Origin of the sequence: Citrobacter sp. ANG330, assembly GCF_047467925.1 — a bacterium.
GTDB lineage: Bacteria > Pseudomonadota > Gammaproteobacteria > Enterobacterales > Enterobacteriaceae > Citrobacter_A > Citrobacter_A amalonaticus_G.
In genome coordinates, this window is sequence record NZ_JASJUI010000008.1 from 57,809 (window position 1) to 77,089 (window position 19,281).

Genomic DNA, 19,281 nt, shown 5'->3' on the forward strand with positions numbered 1-19,281 from the left:
AAATTCTGTCTATTACGTTTCATTTATATTTGTGAAGCAGTTAACACTTCATCGCAATAGTATTAAACGCATTACGACTGTATTCGAATACCCGCCCTCCCTTTAAAAAGCCACGTGACACTTTTTCAGGGATGGGTTTCGTGAGCGGGATAACAAGCAGGCGGCTCATCTCTTCAGTGGGTAGCAGAGGAATCAACTCCTGCTGAGTGCGCTGGCAGATACGCAGTCTGTTCACAATGCCGCCGGTCGGGTGTCAGTTGAGCACCCTGAAGAAAGCCGAGGAGCGAGATGAACGGATCCTGCGCCTGTTTAATCTCTCAGATTCGCAGTCATCTGACGCAACGGTGGCCTCCCGCAGAGCGATTCAGGCGTGTACCCAAACGCGCCTGGATGAGCAGCCGGTTAAGAGCGTTGTGAAAAGCGCAACGACATCGGCCCGGTTTTACCGGGACAAACGCGGACATTTAGCTACAAGATTGTGTGAATAGTCAGCAAACAGACACAGGCCACGCATTGCGTGGCTTTTTTATTAACAGAATAATAACTATGCGGTGTTAATTCCAGATATCGCAAAGGTGAAGTAATTGTAAATTCTCGCGCGCGAAAAGGAGATCCTGGCAAATAATAATAAATTGTCTACGCTGATCGCATCGGGAAAGGGAAGAGAAATTCCTGTGTTGACGTTAATTAAAACACTGTTTTTTTATATATACATTTTCACTTGGTAACCACCCCCTCCCGTAGAGATACATGTTTGCAACATGTTGTTCACTATAATCACTCCGTTTAAACATGGTTAACAAAAGCTCTTGTTTTTGATTTAAATCAATGTTTAAACATTGGAAAACTGACGTGAAACGAGTTAAATTGTCGCCGATCAAATTGGTGGAAAGGTGATAAATTCGCTATAAATTGATCACTGTCGAAAAACGCAAATCTTCCTCAATAAAAACCTGTTTATTGTAAGGATTTTGCGGCGTAATATAATTGCGGGATCAATTTGAGTTTTTTATTAACACGTTTGTAACCTTTTACCCTTTCTGTTTCCTTCCTGCGAAAAAGCAAGGGCGAAAGCGCACAAATTATTTTGTATTGGGGCATGCGTGTGACCCTTTCTAACGGGGTTCACTCTCGGAGTCTTCATGCGATGAGCAAGGAGTCATGATGTTAGATATAGTCGAACTGTCGCGCTTACAGTTTGCCTTGACCGCGATGTACCACTTCCTCTTTGTGCCACTGACGCTCGGTATGGCGTTCCTGCTGGCCATTATGGAAACGGTTTACGTCCTTTCCGGCAAACAGATTTATAAAGATATGACTAAGTTCTGGGGCAAGTTGTTTGGTATCAACTTCGCTCTGGGTGTGGCAACCGGGCTGACCATGGAGTTCCAGTTCGGGACAAACTGGTCTTACTATTCCCACTACGTTGGGGATATCTTCGGTGCGCCGCTGGCGATCGAAGGTCTGATGGCCTTCTTCCTCGAATCCACCTTTGTAGGTCTGTTCTTCTTCGGCTGGGATCGTCTGGGTAAAGTTCAGCACATGGCGGTAACCTGGCTCGTCGCTTTAGGTTCTAACCTGTCCGCTCTGTGGATCCTGGTTGCAAACGGCTGGATGCAAAACCCTATCGCATCGGATTTCAACTTCGAAACCATGCGTATGGAGATGGTGAGCTTCTCTGAACTGGTACTGAACCCGGTCGCTCAGGTGAAATTTGTGCATACCGTAGCCTCTGGCTACGTGACCGGCGCGATGTTCATCCTCGGTATCAGCGCTTATTACCTGCTGAAAGGCCGCGACGTCGCTTTCGCAAAACGCTCTTTCGCCATCGCCGCCAGCTTTGGTATGGCTGCCGTGCTGTCTGTTATCGTTCTGGGTGATGAATCCGGTTATGAAATGGGCGACGTGCAGAAAACTAAACTCGCGGCCATTGAAGCAGAGTGGGAGACTCAGCCTGCTCCGGCTGCCTTTACTCTGTTCGGTATTCCGGATCAGGATTCGCAGGAAAACAAACTGGCAATTCAGATCCCGTATGCACTTGGCATCATCGCGACACGTTCTGTCGACACGCCGGTTATTGGTCTGAAAGACCTGATGGTGCAGCATGAAGAGCGTATCCGTAACGGGATGAAAGCGTATGAACTGCTGGAACAGCTGCGTGCCGGTTCTACCGACCAGGCGGTTCGCGATCAGTTCAACGTGATGAAAAAAGACCTGGGTTACGGTCTGCTGCTGAAACGCTATACCCCGAACGTCTCTGATGCGACTGAAGCGCAGATTCAGCAGGCGACGAAAGATTCTATTCCACGCGTTGCGCCGCTGTATTTCGCCTTCCGTATCATGGTGGCCTGTGGCTTCCTGCTGCTGGCGATCATTGCGCTCTCCTTCTGGAGCGTGATTCGTAACCGCATCGGTGAGAAGAAATGGCTGCTGCGCGCCGCGCTGTACGGTATTCCGCTGCCGTGGATTGCTGTCGAAGCCGGCTGGTTTGTCGCCGAATATGGTCGTCAGCCGTGGGCGATCGGTGAGGTATTACCAACCGCAGTGGCGAACTCGTCGCTGACCGTCGGTGACCTGCTGTTCTCCATGATCCTGATTTGTGGCCTGTATACCCTGTTCCTGGTGGCTGAACTGTTCCTGATGTTCAAGTTCGCACGCCTTGGCCCAAGCAGCCTGAAAACGGGTCGCTACCACTATGAGCAGTCCACCGTGGCTTCTCAGCCGGCACGCTAAGACAGGAGTCGTCAAATGATCGATTATGAAGTACTACGTTTTATCTGGTGGCTGCTGGTTGGCATTCTGCTGATTGGTTTTGCGGTCACCGATGGCTTCGACATGGGGGTGGGCATGCTCACCCGTTTCCTCGGTCGTAACGACACCGAGCGTCGAATTATGATTAACTCCATCGCCCCGCACTGGGACGGTAACCAGGTGTGGCTGATCACCGCGGGCGGCGCGCTGTTTGCGGCCTGGCCGATGGTCTACGCCGCGGCGTTCTCCGGTTTCTATGTGGCGATGATCCTCGTACTGGCGTCTTTGTTCTTCCGTCCGGTCGGTTTTGATTACCGCTCCAAGATTGAAGACACCCGCTGGCGCAACATGTGGGACTGGGGCATTTTTGTGGGGAGCTTTGTGCCGCCGCTGGTGATTGGCGTGGCGTTCGGCAACCTGCTGCAGGGTGTACCGTTCCATATCGACGAGTATCTGCGTCTGTACTACACCGGTAACTTCTTCCAGTTGCTGAATCCGTTTGGCCTGCTGGCAGGCGTAGTGAGCGTGGGCATGATCATCACTCAGGGCGCGACCTATCTGCAGATGCGTACCGTGGGTGAACTGCATCTGCGTGCCCGTGCGACATCGCAGATTGCGGCGCTGGTCACTCTGGTCTGCTTCGCCCTGGCGGGTGTCTGGGTCATGTACGGTATCGACGGCTATGTGGTGACCTCTGCGATTGATCATCATGCGGCGTCTAACCCGCTGACCAAAGAAGTGGCGCGTGAAGCGGGTGCATGGCTGGTGAACTTTAACAATGCCCCGATCCTGTGGCTGGTTCCGGCACTGGGCGTAGTGCTGCCGCTGTTGACGATTTTGACTTCCCGTATGGAGAAAGGAGCATGGGCGTTCCTGTTCTCTTCTCTGACGCTGGCCTGCATCATCCTGACTGCCGGTATCGCGATGTTCCCGTTCGTGATGCCTTCAAGCACGATGATGAACGCAAGTCTGACCATGTGGGATGCGACGTCCAGTCAGCTGACGCTGAATCTGATGACCTGGGTTGCTGTGGTGTTTGTTCCGATCATTCTCATCTACACCAGCTGGTGTTATTGGAAAATGTTCGGTCGCATCACCAAAGAGCATATTGAAAACAATACCCACTCTCTGTACTAAGTAAGGAGCAAACTATGTGGTATTTCGCCTGGATTCTGGGAACGCTTCTTGCCTGTGCATTTGGGATCATCACCGCGCTGGCCCTTGAGCACGTCGAGGCAAGCAAAGACGGTCAAGAAGAACACTGATGACCACCCTGATCGCGATGCAATATAACGCGATGGACAAGCGCCCGTTACGGGCGCTTTCTTTAGTGATGGCGTTAGTGTTAGCAGGATGTATGTTTTGGGATCCCTCCCGCTTTGCGGCTAAAACCAGCGGGCTGGAAATCTGGCACGGTCTGCTGCTGATGTGGGCGGTCTGTGCCGGCATTATTCATGGTGTGGGTTTTCGTCCTCGCGCCGCGCACTGGCAGGGGATTTTCTCACCATTGCTCGCCGATATCGTGCTTATTGTCGGTCTGTTTTTCTTCTTCTTTTGAATAAGAAACATCCTGAATGATCTATGGGCTTGCATAAGCCCATATATTTTTACTCTCCCTTAACTTCCCCCCATTCCCAAGCCTCAATCGCGCGCGTATAGTAGCAACGTTTAAAAGCACTAACTTTTGTTGCATTACCGGGATGTAAAGTGAATACAACGCTATATACAACAGCATTCTTGAAGCATCGCGGCGGCAAGTACGCGAAGCACCAGGAGCTTACTGAAGTAGGTGACGGGTGTAAGTGGACGAAGCCAACCAAGAGGCCGCAGGAATGAGTAAGTATATATTTCGATGGCCGGTCCGGGTCTATTATGAAGACACCGACGCCGGTGGTGTGGTTTATCACGCCAGTTATGTTGCTTTTTATGAACGAGCACGCACAGAAATGCTGCGCCATCACCACTTCAGTCAGCAGGTGCTGCTGGCTGAGCGAGTCGCCTTTGTTGTGCGTAAAATGACGCTGGAATACTACGCGCCTGCGCGACTCGACGATATGCTCGAAATCCAGACCGAAATTACGTCAATGCGTGGCACCTCTTTGGTTTTCACGCAACGCATTGTCAACGCAGAGAACACTGTACTCAATGAGGCTGAGGTTCTGATTGTTTGCGTTGACCCACTCAAAATGAAGCCTCGTGCGCTTCCCAAGTCTATTGTCGCGGAGTTTAAGCAGTGACTGACATGAATATCCTTGATTTGTTCCTGAAGGCAAGCCTTCTGGTTAAACTTATCATGTTGATTTTGATTGGTTTTTCAATCGCATCCTGGGCCATCATTATACAGCGGACCCGTATCCTCAACGCCGCCGCGCGTGAAGCCGAAGCGTTCGAAGACAAATTCTGGTCCGGTATTGAACTGTCTCGCCTGTATCAGGAGAGCCAGGGACGTCGCGATAGTCTGGCGGGTTCGGAACAAATCTTCTATAGCGGGTTCAAAGAGTTTGCGCGACTGCATCGGGCAAACAGCCATGCGCCGGAAGCGGTGGTGGAGGGCGCGTCTCGCGCGATGCGGATCTCAATGAACCGTGAACTTGAAACGCTGGAAACGCATATTCCGTTCCTCGGCACCGTGGGTTCCATCAGCCCGTATATCGGTCTGTTCGGCACCGTGTGGGGGATCATGCACGCCTTTATCGCCCTTGGGGCAGTGAAGCAAGCGACGTTGCAGATGGTTGCGCCGGGTATCGCGGAAGCGCTGATTGCGACCGCTATCGGTCTGTTTGCGGCTATTCCTGCGGTCATGGCCTATAACCGTCTGAATCAGCGCGTTAACAAGCTGGAACTGAATTACGACAACTTTATGGAAGAGTTCACCGCGATTCTGCACCGTCAGGCGTTTACCGTTAGCGAAAGCAACAAGGGGTAAGCCATGGCCAGATCGCGTGGACGAGGTCGTCGCGACCTGAAGTCCGAAATCAACATCGTACCGTTGCTCGACGTTCTGTTGGTGCTATTGCTGATCTTTATGGCGACAGCGCCGATTATTACGCAGAGCGTGGAAGTCGATCTGCCGGATGCGACCGAGTCGCAGGCGGTGAGCAGTAACGACAATCCGCCGGTCATTATTGAAGTTTCCGGAGTAGGGCAGTACAGCGTGGTGGTTGAGAAAGATCGTCTGGATCAACTGCCGCCGGAACAGGTGATCGCCGAAGCGAAAAGCCGCCTGGAATCCAATCCGAAAACGGTCTTCTTGATCGGAGGCGCGAAAGACGTGCCTTACGATGAAATAATTAAAGCGCTGAATTTGTTGCACAGTGCGGGTGTGAAGTCGGTTGGCTTAATGACGCAGCCTATCTGATCATTTGCGTCTCTGTTTTTAAGAGAGCGTGTAACAGGCGAACAGTTTTTGGGAACCGAGAGTGTCAAAGGCAACCGAACAAAACGACAAGCTCAAACGGGCGATAATTATTTCAGCGGTGCTGCATGTCATCCTATTTGCAGTCCTGATCTGGAGTTCGTTCGATGAGCATATAGAGGCTTCAGCCGGCGGCGGCGGTGGTTCTTCCATCGATGCTGTGATGGTTGATCCTGGCGCCGTGGTTCAGCAGTACGAACGTCAGCAGCAGCAACAGTCAAGCGCGCAGCGTGCCAAAGAGCAACGTGAAAAGCTGGAGCAGCAGCAGGCGGAAGAGCTTCGTGAGAAGCAGGCTGCCGAACAGGAGCGGCTTAAGCAGATCGAGAAAGAACGTTTAGCGGCTCAGGAACAGCAGAAGCAGGCTGAAGCTGACGCGAAGAAAGCGCAGGAACAGCAGAAACAGGCAGAAGAAGCGGCGAAGAAAGCGGCGGCGGATGCCAAAGCGAAAGCTGACGCGCAGGCGAAAGAAGCTGCAGAAGCGGCGAAAAAAGCCGCTGCGGATGCACAGAAAAAAGCCGAAGCGGAAGCCGCAAAAGCCGCTGCGGATGCGAAGAAGAAAGCGGAAGCAGAAGCGGCTAAAGCCGCAGCGGACGCTAAGAAGAAAGCTGAAGCGGAAGCTGCGAAGAAAGCGGCCGCTGAAAAAGCCGCGGCAGCGAAAGCGGCGGCGGCAGAAAAAGCGGCAGCCGAGAAAAAGGCCGCAGCAGAAAAAGCAGCGGCGGATAAAAAAGCTGCAGCAGAGAAAGCGGCTGCCGATAAGAAAGCAGCCGCTGATAAAGCGGCGGCAGCTAAAAAGGCAGCGGTGGAAAAAGCCGCGGCGGCATCCGGCGTTGACGACCTGCTCGGCGATCTCAGCTCAGGTAAGAATGCGCCGAAAACCGGCGGTGGAGCAAAAGGGAACAACGCTTCTCCTGCGGGGAGTGGTAATACTAAAAATAATGGCGCGTCAGGCGCGGACATCAGCAACTATGCCGGGCAGATTAAATCTGCCATCGAGAGCAAGTTCTACGACGCATCGTCTTATGCAGGTAAAACCTGTACGCTGCGGATAAAACTGGCCTCTGACGGTATGCTGCTCGACATCCAGTCTGAAGGTGGCGATCCCGCGCTTTGTCAGGCAGCGCTTGCTGCAGCCCGACAAGCGAAGATTCCAAAACCACCGAGCCAGGCGGTATATGAAGTGTTCAAAAACGCACCTCTGGACTTTAAACCGTAAGCTAAACTTTCCCCGTGATGGCGGGGAAAACAATCTGCGGTAGTCGCTGGGTTCTGGTAGTTTTGTGTATTTGAGTTTGTTAACATTCTGCTAAATTATCGTGGGCTGATCGCCTGGATAAGGGAGATATGATGAAGCAGGCATTACGAGTAGCATTTGGTTTTCTGATGCTGTGGGCAGCGGTGCTGCATGCAGAAGTACGTATCGAGATCACCCAGGGGGTGGACTCGGCGCGCCCGATTGGCGTTGTGCCATTCCAGTGGGCCGGGCCGGGCGCTGCACCTGAAGATATCGGTGGTATCGTTGGTGCGGATCTGCGTAACAGCGGTAAATTTAACCCATTAGATCGGTCTCGTTTGCCACAGCAGCCGGGGACTGCGCAGGACGTTCAACCTGCAGCATGGTCTGCGCTGGGAATTGACGCGGTCGTGGTCGGTCAGGTGACTCCGAATCCGGACGGTTCCTACAATGTCGCTTACCAGCTGGTTGACACCGGCGGTGCACCGGGTACTGTTCTGGCTCAGAACTCTTACAAAGTAAACAAGCAGTGGTTGCGTTATGCCGGCCATACTGCCAGTGACGAAGTGTTCGAGAAACTGACGGGCATTAAAGGCGCATTCCGCACCCGTATCGCGTATGTTGTTCAGACTAACGGCGGTCAGTTCCCGTATGAACTGCGCGTGTCTGACTACGATGGCTACAACCAGTTTGTGGTTCACCGTTCACCGCAGCCGTTGATGTCTCCGGCCTGGTCTCCGGACGGTTCTAAACTGGCGTATGTCACCTTCGAAAGCGGTCGTTCTGCGCTGGTTATTCAGACGTTGTCTAACGGCGCGGTCCGTCAGGTTGCGTCATTCCCGCGTCACAACGGTGCGCCAGCGTTCTCTCCGGATGGCAGCAAACTGGCGTTTGCCTTGTCAAAAACCGGGAGTCTGAACCTGTATGTGATGGATATTGGTTCTGGCCAGATCCGTCAGGTGACCGATGGTCGCAGCAACAATACGGAGCCGACCTGGTTCCCGGACAGCCAGAACCTGGCCTTTACCTCGGATCAGGCGGGTCGTCCGCAAGTGTACAAAGTTAACGTTAATGGCGGTGCTCCGCAGCGTATTACCTGGGAAGGTTCACAAAACCAGGATGCTGATGTCAGCAGCGACGGCAAATTTATGGTAATGGTAAGTTCGGCCAATGGTCAGCAGCACATTGCCAAACAAGATCTGGTAGCGGGTGGCGTACAAGTTCTGTCGTCAACGTTCCTGGACGAAACGCCAAGTCTGGCACCTAACGGCACTATGGTAATCTACAGCTCTTCTCAGGGGATGGGATCCGTGCTGAATTTGGTTTCTACAGATGGGCGTTTCAAAGCGCGTCTTCCGGCAACTGATGGACAGGTAAAATTCCCTGCCTGGTCGCCGTATCTGTGATAATAAATAATTGATTAATAAAGGAATCATTGAAATGCAACTGAACAAAGTGCTGAAAGGGCTGATGATTGCTCTGCCTGTTATGGCTATTGCGGCATGTTCTTCTAACAAGAACGCTAGCAATGACGGCAGCGAAGGCATGCTGGGTGCCGGCACTGGTATGGATGCAAACGGCAGCGGCAACATGTCCTCTGAAGAGCAGGCTCGTCTGCAGATGCAACAGCTGCAGCAGAACAACATCGTTTACTTCGATCTGGACAAGTACGATATCCGTTCTGACTTCGCTGCAATGCTGGATGCACACGCTAACTTCCTGCGTAGCAACCCGTCTTACAAAGTCACCGTAGAAGGTCATGCGGACGAACGTGGTACTCCTGAGTACAACATCTCCCTGGGTGAACGTCGTGCGAACGCGGTTAAGATGTACCTGCAGGGTAAAGGCGTTTCTGCTGACCAGATCTCCATCGTTTCTTACGGTAAAGAAAAACCTGCAGTACTGGGTCACGACGAAGCGGCTTACTCCAAAAACCGTCGTGCCGTACTGGTTTACTAAGAGAATTGCATGAGCAGTAACTTCAGACATCATCTGTTGAGTCTGTCGTTACTGGTTGGCATAGCGGCCCCCTGGGCCGCTTTTGCTCAGGCGCCAATCAGTAGTGTCGGCTCAGGCTCGGTCGAAGACCGTGTCACTCAACTCGAGCGTATTTCTAACGCTCACAGCCAGCTTTTAACCCAACTCCAGCAGCAACTCTCTGATAATCAGGCCGATATAGACTCCCTGCGTGGTCAAATTCAGGAAAGCCAATATCAACTGAATCAGGTGGTTGAGCGCCAGAAGCAGATCCTGCTGCAGATGGACAGTTTGAGTAGCGGTGGGACCGCCGCACAACCGGCAAGTGGCGATCAGAGCGGAGCAGCGACGGCTACGCCTGACGCGGGTGCTGCGACGTCGGGTGCGCCGGTACAAAGCGGTGACGCGAATACCGATTACAATGCGGCAATTGCGCTGGTGCAGGATAAATCTCGCCAGGAAGACGCTATTGTGGCATTCCAGAACTTCATCAAAAAGTACCCTGATTCGACTTATCAGCCGAACGCCAACTACTGGCTCGGTCAGTTGAATTACAACAAGGGTAAAAAAGATGATGCCGCGTTTTATTTTGCTTCGGTCGTGAAAAACTACCCGAAGTCACCTAAGGCTGCAGATGCGATGTATAAAGTCGGCGTGATCATGCAGGACAAAGGTGACGCCGCGAAAGCAAAAGCGGTATATCAGCAGGTTATCAGTAAATACCCAGGCACAGAAGGCGCGAAGCAAGCGCAGAAACGTCTTGGCGCGATGTAATGCACAGCATGCGACCAGAAATCGAATTATTTCTGGTCGTGTCGTGTGATTCATAAGCAGTTGAGTGATCTACATCGAAATTTTTGTTGCGCTGAATTCTTAAATCAGTAATATATGCCGCCGTTGCCACGGGATATCAAACAACCCGAAAGCAGCACAAAAGTGGGTCGTTAGCTCAGTTGGTAGAGCAGTTGACTTTTAATCAATTGGTCGCAGGTTCGAATCCTGCACGACCCACCACTGACAAAGTCAGTCAGTAGTATCCAGCGTAGTATCGGGTGATTAGCTCAGCTGGGAGAGCACCTCCCTTACAAGGAGGGGGTCGGCGGTTCGATCCCGTCATCACCCACCACTCGGGTCGTTAGCTCAGTTGGTAGAGCAGTTGACTTTTAATCAATTGGTCGCAGGTTCGAATCCTGCACGACCCACCAATTTAACATTGAATATTAAATTGGTGCCGAGTAAAAAATCTTTCAGGTAACACCCGAATGGGTCGTTAGCTCAGTTGGTAGAGCAGTTGACTTTTAATCAATTGGTCGCAGGTTCGAATCCTGCACGACCCACCAAATTAAAGGTGGTCACTGGTAGAGAACGTGAAGGATAACGTTGCATCAGCAACGGTCCGTAGGGCGAGGCGAAGCCGAGTCATCCTGCACGACCCACCATCCTGAATGATTAAGTAAGAAATTCCCGTAAAGGGTCGTTAGCTCAGTTGGTAGAGCAGTTGACTTTTAATCAATTGGTCGCAGGTTCGAATCCTGCACGACCCACCAATTTAACATCAAACCCTGATGTTAAACGTGAAGGATAACGTTGCTTTAGCAACGGCCAGAAGGGCGAGGCGAAGCCGAGTCATCCTGCACGACCCACCAGTGTAAAAAGGCGCCCTAAAGGCGCCTTTTTGCTATGCGCAGAATGTAACGATTCGAACCTGCGTAATGCCTGACAACGCTTTGCTTGTCAGGCCCGGAATGATTTATCTGGTCAATGGCTACGCCCTTCCAGGCCGGATAAGACGTCAGTTGCCATCCGGCGCTATCAAGCGCAATTGTTGTGACTTTTGCCGCTCAATCCGCTATCTTGTTTAGCATATAAAACAAATATGACCGATCATGGCATGCATCACGCCTTAAGTCGGTTAATTCGTTAAGCCAGCAAAACGAGAAAGCATGATGAGCGTGATGTTTGATCCTGAAGCCGCAATCTATCCGTTTCCCCCGAAGCCTGTACCTCTGAGCGTCGATGAAAAGGCGTTCTACCGCGAAAAGATCAAGCGCCTGCTGAAGGAGCGTGATGCGGTGATGGTCGCACACTATTATACCGATCCTGAAATCCAGCAACTGGCTGAAGAGACCGGCGGCTGTATTTCTGATTCACTGGAAATGGCCCGCTTTGGCGCCAGTCATCCCGCTTCCACGCTGCTTGTCGCGGGTGTGCGCTTTATGGGGGAGACGGCCAAAATCCTCAGCCCGGAAAAGACCATTTTAATGCCGACCTTACAAGCCGAATGTTCGCTGGATCTCGGCTGTCCAATTGACGCATTCAGCGCGTTCTGCGATGCCCATCCGGATCGCACCGTTGTGGTCTACGCCAATACCTCTGCGGCGGTTAAGGCTCGCGCCGACTGGGTGGTCACGTCCAGTATCGCGGTTGAACTGATTGAGCATCTGGATAGTTTAGGTGAAAAAATCATCTGGGCACCGGATCGTCATCTCGGCAAATATGTCCAGAAGCAGACGGGCGCGGATGTCCTCTGCTGGCAGGGGGCATGTATTGTCCACGATGAATTCAAAACACAGGCGCTCAGTCGCATGAAAGGGCTATACCCGGATGCGGCTGTCCTGGTGCATCCGGAATCCCCCCAGTCGATAGTGGACATGGCGGATGCCGTCGGTTCGACCAGTCAGCTCATTAATGCCGCTAAAACTCTGCCGCACCAGCAACTTATCGTCGCCACCGATCGAGGTATTTTCTACAAAATGCAGCAGGCGGTACCGGGCAAAGAATTACTGGAAGCACCCACTGCCGGTGAAGGCGCCACCTGCCGCAGCTGCGCGCATTGTCCGTGGATGGCGATGAACGGCCTCAAAGCAATCGCAGAGGGCCTGGAGCAGGGAGGGCAGACTCATGAGATATACGTTGACGAAGCGCTGCGAGAAGGCGCATTGGTGCCGTTAAACCGTATGCTGGAATTTGCGGCTACACTACGTGCGTGAACAATAAACCGCGCTGGGGGAAAAGATGGACTTTTTTAGCACGCAGAACATTCTGGTACATATTCCATTGGGTGCAGGGGGGTACGATCTGTCCTGGATCGAGGCGGTGGGCACTATCGCCGGTTTGCTCTGTATTGGCCTCGCCAGTATGGAAAAGATCAGTAACTACGCTTTCGGCCTGATTAACGTCACGCTATTCGCAATCATATTTTTTCAGATCCAGCTTTATGCCAGCCTGCTGCTGCAGCTTTTCTTCTTCGCGGCCAATATTTATGGCTGGTACGCTTGGTCGCGACAAACGACGCAGAACGAGGCCGAACTCAAAATTCGCTGGCTTCCCTTGCCTAAGGCGCTGGGCTGGCTGGCGGTTTGTGTGGTGGCGATCGGGCTGATGACAGTGTATATCGACCCGGTCTTTGCTTTTCTGACCCGTATTGCGGTAACGATCATGCAGATGATGGGTTTACAGGTTGCCGTACCGGAATTGCAGCCTGATGCTTTCCCGTTCTGGGATTCCTGCATGATGGTACTGTCGATTGTGGCGATGATCCTGATGACCCGCAAATACGTTGAGAACTGGCTGCTCTGGGTGGTGATCAATGTGATTAGCGTGGTGATCTTTGCCCTGCAGGGGGTCTATGCGATGTCGCTGGAGTACTTGATCCTGACCTTCATTGCGCTTAATGGCAGCAGGATGTGGATTAACAGCGCGCGCGAACGAGGCTCACACGCGCTGTCTCATTAGTGATGATAATGTGAATGGCCGGACACTTTCTGATTCAGATTGCAGTCCGGCCCGTGACAAGGCTGATACTCCAACTGAATGGTGGCATGTTCAATCTGGTAGTGATGCATGAGGAAATGCTGAATGCGCTCCAGCAAGCCGTCATGATCGTGCGGAGGGATGACTTGTGCATGCAGGGTCATTACCGGCTTTTCACCCACCATCCAGACATGAACATGATGAATATTTCGCACTTCCGGGATCGTCCGACTGAGATGACGCTGCAGCGCGGCGATATCCAGTGAAACCGGGGCTCCTTCCAGTAACTCATTCACGCTATCTTTCAATAAGCGCCACGCGCTGCGCAGAACCAGCAGTGAGACCAGTATCGACAGAATGGGGTCTGCGGGCGTCCAGCCGGTCCAGATAATGATTACCGCCGCGACGATAGCCCCGACCGAACCCAGCAAATCACCCATCACATGCAAGGCCGCGGCGCGTACGTTCAGGTTTTTCTCTTCGCTGCCGCGATGCAGGATCCAGAAGGCAAGGATATTCGCCAGCAATCCGGCGACGGCGATGATCATCATCATACCGCCTGCTACAGGACGCGGCGTGTAGAAGCGCTCAATCGCCTCCCAGACGATTAAAATCGTAATTACGACTAACGCAATCGCGTTGACGAAAGCGGCCAGCGTGGTAAGTCTCAGCCAGCCAAAGGTATGGCGGACAGTTGGCGGTCGGCGGGCAAACTGAACGGCCAGCAATGCGAACAGGAGCGCGGCGGCATCGGTTAGCATGTGCCCGGCGTCGGCGAGCAGCGCCAGCGAGCCGGATAAAATTCCGCCGACCACCTCCAGCAACATAAAACCCGCCGTGATGCAAAATGCGAGCAGCAACCGGCGGGCATTGCCATCCTCGGGCAGGTGAGGGGCAGAATGAGAGTGTGAGTGCGCCATAATGTCATTCCTTGGTTATTCTCTTCTTAACTGTATGACATCATACCGTTTCTGGATTAATAAATTAAAAAAGGAGAGCCTGAGCTCTCCCGGGGGTGATGACAAACTTCATTACGATACCGAACAAGCAAAGATCACCTCATTAAAAACCAGGAAAATCAATCCACTGATTTTCGGCTGATAACCACAAAGAAGGAAAAACCACGTTTTTTCCTTCTTTGTCAGCAGTCAGAGGAGAGCCTGAGCTCTCCCGTTATTAGCCATTTTCAGTGTTACTGAGTGGTGCCATCGGTTTTGGTATCAACGTCATTGTTAATGCCATTTCCGGTTTCCACTTTTTTATTCACATCCGGGCAGCGCCCGTCCTTACACATGGTGTTTTTGTGCACCTCATCTTTGGTCATCTCCTCATGGTCCATAGATGAACCATTCGGATGCAGCATCGTGCCACCTGAGTTGATGTTGTCATTATCGACATTATTTGGCGCAACGTTTTGTTTTGCATCCGGAGCGACCTGGCCCGCGTCGGCGGCGGCGTTTGCCTGGCCATTATTGGTCTGGGTACTGGATTCGGCTGCCAGCGCTGCGCCGCTGGCAAGGCTGAGCGTAGCGGTCAGGAAAAGTGAAGCTAATTTTGTCATTTTCATCAGATGCTCCTGTTATGGTTGAGATGTCGGATAACGTCTTCCAACAGTGCATATGCCAGTCAAGGGTCAGGCAAAGGTTAACGATCTCCCCGGGGAAATTACCCAGTAGAGAATCTTGATAACATTCATAAACAGAGTGGTTACAGTTAAAAAGTGTAGGTTAGATCTCGTTTTCCGCTACATTCTGGCGTTTTTTTGCTTTATTCCAGGATTAATCCGTTCGAAGTGTAAAAGCCCGTTTACACTTTTAGACTGAAGAGATAGATTGAAGGGATTGCATTCATCAATATAAGTATGGCAACGCTGGAATAAACATGAATTATCAGAACGACGATTTACGTATTAAAGAGATCAATGAGTTATTACCCCCTGTCGCACTGCTGGAAAAATTCCCCGCTACAGAAAATGCCGCCAATACGGTTGCCCATGCGCGTAAAGCTATTCACAAAATTTTGAAAGGGAACGACGATCGTCTGCTGGTGGTTATTGGCCCTTGCTCAATTCATGATCCGGTTGCGGCAAAGGAGTATGCGGGTCGCCTGCTGGCGTTGCGTGAAGCGCTTAAAGATGAGCTGGAAATCGTCATGCGTGTTTACTTTGAAAAACCGCGTACCACGGTTGGCTGGAAGGGGCTGATTAACGATCCGCACATGGATAACAGCTTCCAGATCAATGACGGCCTGCGCATTGCGCGCAAGTTGCTGCTGGATATCAACGACAGCGGTCTGCCGACCGCGGGTGAATTCCTCGATATGATCACCCCGCAATATCTGGCGGATATGATGAGCTGGGGCGCGATTGGCGCACGGACGACAGAATCTCAGGTTCATCGTGAGCTGGCGTCGGGGCTTTCTTGTCCGGTTGGTTTCAAAAACGGGACCGATGGCACCATCAAAGTGGCGATTGATGCCATCAACGCCGCTGGCGCGCCGCACTGCTTCCTGTCCGTCACCAAATGGGGTCACTCCGCCATTGTGAACACCAGCGGTAATGGCGACTGCCATATCATTCTGCGCGGCGGTAAAGAGCCGAACTACAGCGCAGCTCATGTCGCGGCCGTTAAAGAAGGGCTGGCGAAAGCGGGTCTGCCCGCACAAATCATGATTGATTTCAGCCATGCCAATTCCTGTAAGCAGTTTAAAAAGCAGATGGAAGTCGGGGCTGACGTGTGCCAGCAAATCGCTGGTGGTGAGAAAGCGATTATGGGCGTGATGATTGAAAGCCATCTGGTAGAAGGTAATCAGAATCCGGACAGCGGTGAGCCGCTGGTGTACGGCAAAAGTATTACCGATGCCTGCATTAACTGGGAAGATACCGACACCATCCTGCGCCAGCTTGCGGATGCGGTGAAAGCCCGTCGCGGTTAAGTCTTGCGAATAAAAAGCCGACTCAATTGAGTCGGCTTTTTTACGTCGTAAGGAAAATTACTTCGCTTTACCCTGGTTGGCAACGGCAGCCGCTTTTGCCGCGATTTCGTCGGCATTACCCAGATAGTAACGTTTGATTGGCTGGTAGTTTTCGTCAAATTCGTAAACCAGCGGTACGCCCGTCGGGATATTCAGCTCAAGGATTTCGTCTTCGCTCAGGTTATCCAGGTATTTCACCAGTGCACGCAGAGAGTTACCGTGCGCCGCGATGATCACGCGCTCACCGCTCTTCATGCGCGGCAGAATGGTTTCATTCCAGTAAGGGATAACGCGGTCAATAGTCAGCGCCAGGCTTTCCGTGAGCGGCAACTCTTTTTCAGTTAGTTTGGCATAACGCGGATCGTGGCCCGGATAGCGCTCGTCATCTTTAGTCAGTTCCGGCGGAGTAACAGCGAAACCGCGGCGCCACTGCTTAACCTGCTCGTCACCGTATTTCTCGGCGGTTTCTGCTTTGTTCAGACCCTGCAACGCACCGTAGTGACGTTCGTTCAGTTTCCAGGATTTTTCCACCGGCAGCCAGGCTTGATCCAGTTCGTCCAGTACATTCCACAGCGTGTGGATGGCACGTTTCAGCACGGAGGTGTAAGCAAAATCGAAGCTATAGCCTTCAGCCTTCAGCAGTTTGCCTGCCGCTTTCGCTTCGCCCACGCCTTTCTCGGACAGATCAACGTCGTACCATCCGGTGAAGCGGTTTTCATTGTTCCACTGGCTTTCGCCGTGGCGTACCAGAACCAGCTTAGTTACAGCCATACTCTCACTCCTCAAACTTTATCGAATGATAATAATTCTCATTATATTGCCGTGACGCGTCAGCGGCAATGCTTACGCATAACCATAGCGAAAATAGTGCCGCAGTGTAAGGTTCTTGTGAACTATACGTTGCTATTTTGTCTTCGAGTGATGGGGTTTTGAACAAACAGCAGGAGGATAAACCCGATAACCTCAGGCTATCGGGTATTTACTGTGGAATACAACATTCAGGAAGGAATAAAGCGATATTCCGTCAGGCTGGCGTACTCTTCACCAGGGCGCAGGAAGCAGTCAGGCTGCGGCCATTCCGGATGATTCGGACTGTCCGGCAAAAATTCACTCTCCAGCGCCAGGCCCTGATAATCGAGGTAGGCGTTCGGTCCACGTGAGGAGGTGCCGCCGAGAAAGTTACCGGAGTAAAACTGTAGTGCCGGAGCCGAAGTGTAGACCTCCATCTGCAACTTTCCATCTTGCGAAGAGAGCAGGGCAACGGGCTTTTTACTGTCGCCTTTCGCCTGCAACAGGAACGCGTGGTCGTAACCCTTCACCTTGCGCTGATCGTCATCGGCGAGAAATTCGCTGACGATCGTCTTCGTAGTGCGAAAATCAAATGAGGTTCCGGCGACTGGTTTCAGACCATTGCGCGGGATCCCGCTTTCATCAACCGGCAGATATTCATCCGCCAGAATCTGTAGCTTATGGTTGCGCACATCGGTTTGATCGCCGTCGAGGTTGAAGTAGACGTGATTGGTCAGATTCACCGGACACGGTTTATCCACCGTTGCGCGATAGGTAATCGAGATGCGGTTATCATCGGTCAGACGATATTGCGCCGTAGCGCCGAGGTTGCCCGGAAAACCCTGATCGCCATCGTCGGAGGTGAGGGCAAACAGCACCTGACGTTCGTTCTGATTGACTATCTGCCAGCGGCGTTTATCAAAACCCTTTGGCCCGCCGTGTAGCTGATTGGCGCCCTGGCTCGGCAGCAGACTGACCGTCTCACCGTTAAGGGTGTAACGGCTGTCGGCAATCCGGTTAGCGTAACGGCCAATCGACGCGCCCAGAAAGGCTGACTGATCCTGATAATGCTCGGGGCTGGCACAACCCAGTAGCGCTTCACGCACGCTGCCGTCGGAAAGGGGAATACGGGCCGAGAGTAACGTAGCACCCCAGTCCATCAGCGTGACCACCATCCCTGCGTCATTGCGCAGGGTTAACAGGCGGTACGGCTGACCATCGGGTGCCAGTGCGGGTGTTTCATTCAGCACTGTCCTGCTCCTTGTGAGGGTTTGCACACATAGAATGTTTCTTTGATACCAGTTTTGCTTTCGTACTGATCGGCCACGGCCTGCTGGACGGCAGGGACCAGCGCTTCCGGGATCAGCGCCACGACACAACCGCCGAATCCGCCGCCGGTCATGCGTACGCCGCCTTTCTCGCCAATAGTGGCTTTGACGATGTCAACCAGCGTATCAATCTGCGGCACGGTGATTTCGAAGTCATCACGCATGGAAGCATGTGATTCCGCCATTAGTTGACCCATGCGTTGCAGGTCGCCTTTTTCCAGCGCGTTGGCGGCTTCCACAGTACGTACATTTTCAGTTAACACGTGACGGACGCGTTTGGCAACCAACGGATCCAGTTCGTTAGCCACGGCGTTAAAGGTATCGAGACTGACATCACGTAATGCCGGCTGCTGGAAGAAACGCGCGCCGGTTTCGCACTGCTGGCGGCGGGTATTGTATTCACTGCCGACCAGCGTGCGCTTAAAGTTACTGTTGATAATTACAATCGCCACGCCTTTTGGCATCGACACCGCTTTGGTGCCAAGCGTGCGGCAGTCGATCAGCAGGGCATGGTCTTTTTTGCCCAACGCAGAGATGAGTTGATCCATAATTCCGCAGTTGCAGCCGACAAACTGGTTTTCTGCTTCCTGACCGTTAAGCGCGATTTGTGCACCGTCCAGCGGCAGATGATAAAGCTGCTGGAATACCGTGCCGACCGCCACTTCCAGCGAAGCAGAAGAACTTAAACCCGCGCCCTGCGGGACGTTGCCGCTGATCACCAGGTCTGCGCCGCCAAAGCTGCTGTCGCGTTTTAACAGGTGTTTCACCACGCCCCGAACATAGTTTGCCCATTGCTGGCTGTCGTGCGTCACGATGGGGGCATCAAGAGAGAATTCATCGCTCTGATTATCGTAATCAGCGGCAATGACACGGATTTTACGATCGTCGCGCGCCGCACAGCTGATCACCGTCTGGTAATCGATGGCACACGGCAGCACGAAGCCGTCGTTATAATCGGTGTGTTCCCCGATGAGGTTAACGCGGCCTGGCGCCTGAATGGTGTGGGTCGCAGGGTAGCCGAATTTTTCAGCAAACAGAGATTGTGTTTTCTCTTTCAGACTCAT

The 19,281-nt window shown here is 52.4% G+C and carries 20 protein-coding genes, 5 tRNA genes and 1 pseudogene; 20 read left to right on the forward strand and 6 right to left on the reverse strand.

Annotation, left to right across the window (positions count from 1 at the left end):
• Window positions 1-40: 40 nt before the first annotated feature.
• Window positions 41-211: pseudogene (locus tag QNN88_RS17030) on the reverse strand (transcriptional regulator); the annotation flags it as partial.
• Window positions 212-236: 25 nt separating this feature from the next.
• Between QNN88_RS17030 and QNN88_RS17035 the strand changes: the two are divergent.
• From QNN88_RS17035 to pnuC, 19 genes are all read left to right on the forward strand, one after another.
• Window positions 237-488 (forward strand): glycosyl hydrolase-related protein, encoded by a 252-nt coding sequence (locus QNN88_RS17035; protein WP_414241261.1) that lies wholly within the window; start codon window positions 237-239, stop codon window positions 486-488.
• Window positions 489-1,164: 676 nt separating this feature from the next.
• A complete protein-coding gene (cydA, locus tag QNN88_RS17040) occupies window positions 1,165-2,733 on the forward strand; it encodes a cytochrome ubiquinol oxidase subunit I (RefSeq protein ID WP_414241383.1) in 1,569 nt (522 codons plus the stop codon).
• Window positions 2,734-2,748: 15 nt separating this feature from the next.
• On the forward strand, window positions 2,749-3,888 hold the full coding sequence (cydB, locus tag QNN88_RS17045; protein WP_414241262.1) for a cytochrome d ubiquinol oxidase subunit II: 1,140 nt from the start codon (window positions 2,749-2,751) through the stop codon (window positions 3,886-3,888).
• A 14-nt stretch (window positions 3,889-3,902) separates the two neighbouring features.
• Entirely contained in the window at window positions 3,903-4,016 is a 114-nt protein-coding gene (cydX, locus tag QNN88_RS17050; RefSeq protein ID WP_042320599.1) for a cytochrome bd-I oxidase subunit CydX, read from the forward strand.
• Window positions 4,016-4,309, forward strand: coding sequence for a cyd operon protein YbgE (ybgE, locus tag QNN88_RS17055; protein WP_414241263.1), 294 nt, complete (start codon window positions 4,016-4,018; stop codon window positions 4,307-4,309). Before cydX ends, ybgE begins: the two co-directional genes overlap by 1 nt.
• A gap of 274 nt (window positions 4,310-4,583) precedes the next feature.
• Window positions 4,584-4,988, forward strand: coding sequence for a tol-pal system-associated acyl-CoA thioesterase (ybgC, locus tag QNN88_RS17060; RefSeq protein ID WP_195295389.1), 405 nt, complete (start codon window positions 4,584-4,586; stop codon window positions 4,986-4,988).
• Window positions 4,985-5,677 (forward strand): Tol-Pal system protein TolQ, encoded by a 693-nt coding sequence (gene tolQ, locus QNN88_RS17065; protein ID WP_414241264.1) that lies wholly within the window; start codon window positions 4,985-4,987, stop codon window positions 5,675-5,677. Before ybgC ends, tolQ begins: the two co-directional genes overlap by 4 nt.
• 3 nt (window positions 5,678-5,680) lie before the next feature.
• On the forward strand, window positions 5,681-6,109 hold the full coding sequence (gene tolR, locus QNN88_RS17070) for a colicin uptake protein TolR (protein ID WP_414241265.1): 429 nt from the start codon (window positions 5,681-5,683) through the stop codon (window positions 6,107-6,109).
• Window positions 6,110-6,170: 61 nt separating this feature from the next.
• Complete coding sequence (tolA, locus tag QNN88_RS17075) at window positions 6,171-7,379, forward strand: cell envelope integrity protein TolA (protein WP_414241266.1); 1,209 nt, start codon at window positions 6,171-6,173, stop codon at window positions 7,377-7,379.
• A gap of 131 nt (window positions 7,380-7,510) precedes the next feature.
• Entirely contained in the window at window positions 7,511-8,803 is a 1,293-nt protein-coding gene (gene tolB, locus QNN88_RS17080; protein ID WP_043001339.1) for a Tol-Pal system beta propeller repeat protein TolB, read from the forward strand.
• A 34-nt stretch (window positions 8,804-8,837) separates the two neighbouring features.
• Window positions 8,838-9,356: a peptidoglycan-associated lipoprotein Pal gene (gene pal / locus QNN88_RS17085; protein ID WP_006685431.1), complete on the forward strand. Its 519-nt coding sequence runs from the start codon at window positions 8,838-8,840 to the stop codon at window positions 9,354-9,356.
• Window positions 9,357-9,365: 9 nt separating this feature from the next.
• On the forward strand, window positions 9,366-10,148 hold the full coding sequence (cpoB, locus tag QNN88_RS17090; protein WP_414241267.1) for a cell division protein CpoB: 783 nt from the start codon (window positions 9,366-9,368) through the stop codon (window positions 10,146-10,148).
• 164 nt (window positions 10,149-10,312) lie between these two features.
• Window positions 10,313-10,388, forward strand: a tRNA-Lys gene (locus QNN88_RS17095).
• 36 nt (window positions 10,389-10,424) lie between these two features.
• A tRNA-Val gene (locus QNN88_RS17100) sits at window positions 10,425-10,500 on the forward strand.
• Between the two features lie 3 nt (window positions 10,501-10,503).
• Window positions 10,504-10,579 (forward strand) — tRNA-Lys (locus QNN88_RS17105).
• A 59-nt stretch (window positions 10,580-10,638) separates the two neighbouring features.
• Window positions 10,639-10,714, forward strand: a tRNA-Lys gene (locus tag QNN88_RS17110).
• 131 nt (window positions 10,715-10,845) lie between these two features.
• Window positions 10,846-10,921: transfer RNA gene (locus tag QNN88_RS17115), tRNA-Lys, on the forward strand.
• Window positions 10,922-11,320: 399 nt separating this feature from the next.
• On the forward strand, window positions 11,321-12,364 hold the full coding sequence (gene nadA / locus QNN88_RS17120) for a quinolinate synthase NadA (RefSeq protein ID WP_414241384.1): 1,044 nt from the start codon (window positions 11,321-11,323) through the stop codon (window positions 12,362-12,364).
• A gap of 25 nt (window positions 12,365-12,389) precedes the next feature.
• The gene (gene pnuC, locus QNN88_RS17125; RefSeq protein WP_414241268.1) at window positions 12,390-13,109 is read left to right on the forward strand and encodes a nicotinamide riboside transporter PnuC; all 720 of its coding nucleotides are present in this window, start codon (window positions 12,390-12,392) and stop codon (window positions 13,107-13,109) included.
• Here the strand turns inward: pnuC and zitB are convergent.
• Together zitB and QNN88_RS17135 are read right to left on the reverse strand one after the other, a co-directional pair.
• A complete protein-coding gene (gene zitB / locus QNN88_RS17130) occupies window positions 13,106-14,047 on the reverse strand; it encodes a CDF family zinc transporter ZitB (RefSeq protein WP_414241269.1) in 942 nt (313 codons plus the stop codon). The genes pnuC and zitB overlap by 4 nt on opposite strands.
• A 272-nt stretch (window positions 14,048-14,319) precedes the next feature.
• Window positions 14,320-14,694, reverse strand: a complete 375-nt coding sequence (locus QNN88_RS17135) for a YbgS-like family protein (protein ID WP_414241270.1) — start codon at window positions 14,692-14,694, stop codon at window positions 14,320-14,322.
• Window positions 14,695-15,008: 314 nt separating this feature from the next.
• On the opposite strand from QNN88_RS17135, the gene aroG reads away from it, so the two are divergent.
• The gene (gene aroG / locus QNN88_RS17140) at window positions 15,009-16,061 is read left to right on the forward strand and encodes a 3-deoxy-7-phosphoheptulonate synthase AroG (protein ID WP_414241271.1); all 1,053 of its coding nucleotides are present in this window, start codon (window positions 15,009-15,011) and stop codon (window positions 16,059-16,061) included.
• A 57-nt stretch (window positions 16,062-16,118) separates the two neighbouring features.
• Here aroG and gpmA read toward each other — a convergent pair whose 3' ends face one another.
• The 3 genes from gpmA to galK all read right to left on the reverse strand — a co-directional run bounded on the left by gpmA (window position 16,119) and on the right by galK (window position 19,281).
• Entirely contained in the window at window positions 16,119-16,871 is a 753-nt protein-coding gene (gene gpmA / locus QNN88_RS17145; RefSeq protein ID WP_043001332.1) for a 2,3-diphosphoglycerate-dependent phosphoglycerate mutase, read from the reverse strand.
• A gap of 227 nt (window positions 16,872-17,098) precedes the next feature.
• Window positions 17,099-18,139 (reverse strand): galactose-1-epimerase, encoded by a 1,041-nt coding sequence (gene galM, locus QNN88_RS17150; protein WP_414241272.1) that lies wholly within the window; start codon window positions 18,137-18,139, stop codon window positions 17,099-17,101.
• Window positions 18,133-19,281 carry a galactokinase gene (galK, locus tag QNN88_RS17155; protein ID WP_414241273.1) on the reverse strand — a complete coding sequence of 383 codons (1,149 nt, stop codon included), beginning with the start codon at window positions 19,279-19,281 and terminating at the stop codon, window positions 18,133-18,135. The genes galM and galK overlap by 7 nt, the downstream gene beginning before the upstream one ends.

Coding starts and splice junctions, on each gene's coding strand:
- QNN88_RS17035 (WP_414241261.1), top strand. CDS start 237: ATGCCGCCGGTCGGGTGTCAGTTGAGCACCCTGAAGAAAGCCGAGGAG.
- cydA (WP_414241383.1), top strand. CDS start 1,165: ATGTTAGATATAGTCGAACTGTCGCGCTTACAGTTTGCCTTGACCGCG.
- cydB (WP_414241262.1), top strand. CDS start 2,749: ATGATCGATTATGAAGTACTACGTTTTATCTGGTGGCTGCTGGTTGGC.
- cydX (WP_042320599.1), top strand. CDS start 3,903: ATGTGGTATTTCGCCTGGATTCTGGGAACGCTTCTTGCCTGTGCATTT.
- ybgE (WP_414241263.1), top strand. CDS start 4,016: ATGACCACCCTGATCGCGATGCAATATAACGCGATGGACAAGCGCCCG.
- ybgC (WP_195295389.1), top strand. CDS start 4,584: ATGAGTAAGTATATATTTCGATGGCCGGTCCGGGTCTATTATGAAGAC.
- tolR (WP_414241265.1), top strand. CDS start 5,681: ATGGCCAGATCGCGTGGACGAGGTCGTCGCGACCTGAAGTCCGAAATC.
- tolB (WP_043001339.1), top strand. CDS start 7,511: ATGAAGCAGGCATTACGAGTAGCATTTGGTTTTCTGATGCTGTGGGCA.
- pal (WP_006685431.1), top strand. CDS start 8,838: ATGCAACTGAACAAAGTGCTGAAAGGGCTGATGATTGCTCTGCCTGTT.
- cpoB (WP_414241267.1), top strand. CDS start 9,366: ATGAGCAGTAACTTCAGACATCATCTGTTGAGTCTGTCGTTACTGGTT.
- nadA (WP_414241384.1), top strand. CDS start 11,321: ATGAGCGTGATGTTTGATCCTGAAGCCGCAATCTATCCGTTTCCCCCG.
- pnuC (WP_414241268.1), top strand. CDS start 12,390: ATGGACTTTTTTAGCACGCAGAACATTCTGGTACATATTCCATTGGGT.
- zitB (WP_414241269.1), bottom strand. CDS start 14,047: ATGGCGCACTCACACTCTCATTCTGCCCCTCACCTGCCCGAGGATGGC.
- QNN88_RS17135 (WP_414241270.1), bottom strand. CDS start 14,694: ATGAAAATGACAAAATTAGCTTCACTTTTCCTGACCGCTACGCTCAGC.
- aroG (WP_414241271.1), top strand. CDS start 15,009: ATGAATTATCAGAACGACGATTTACGTATTAAAGAGATCAATGAGTTA.
- gpmA (WP_043001332.1), bottom strand. CDS start 16,871: ATGGCTGTAACTAAGCTGGTTCTGGTACGCCACGGCGAAAGCCAGTGG.
- galK (WP_414241273.1), bottom strand. CDS start 19,281: ATGAGTCTGAAAGAGAAAACACAATCTCTGTTTGCTGAAAAATTCGGC.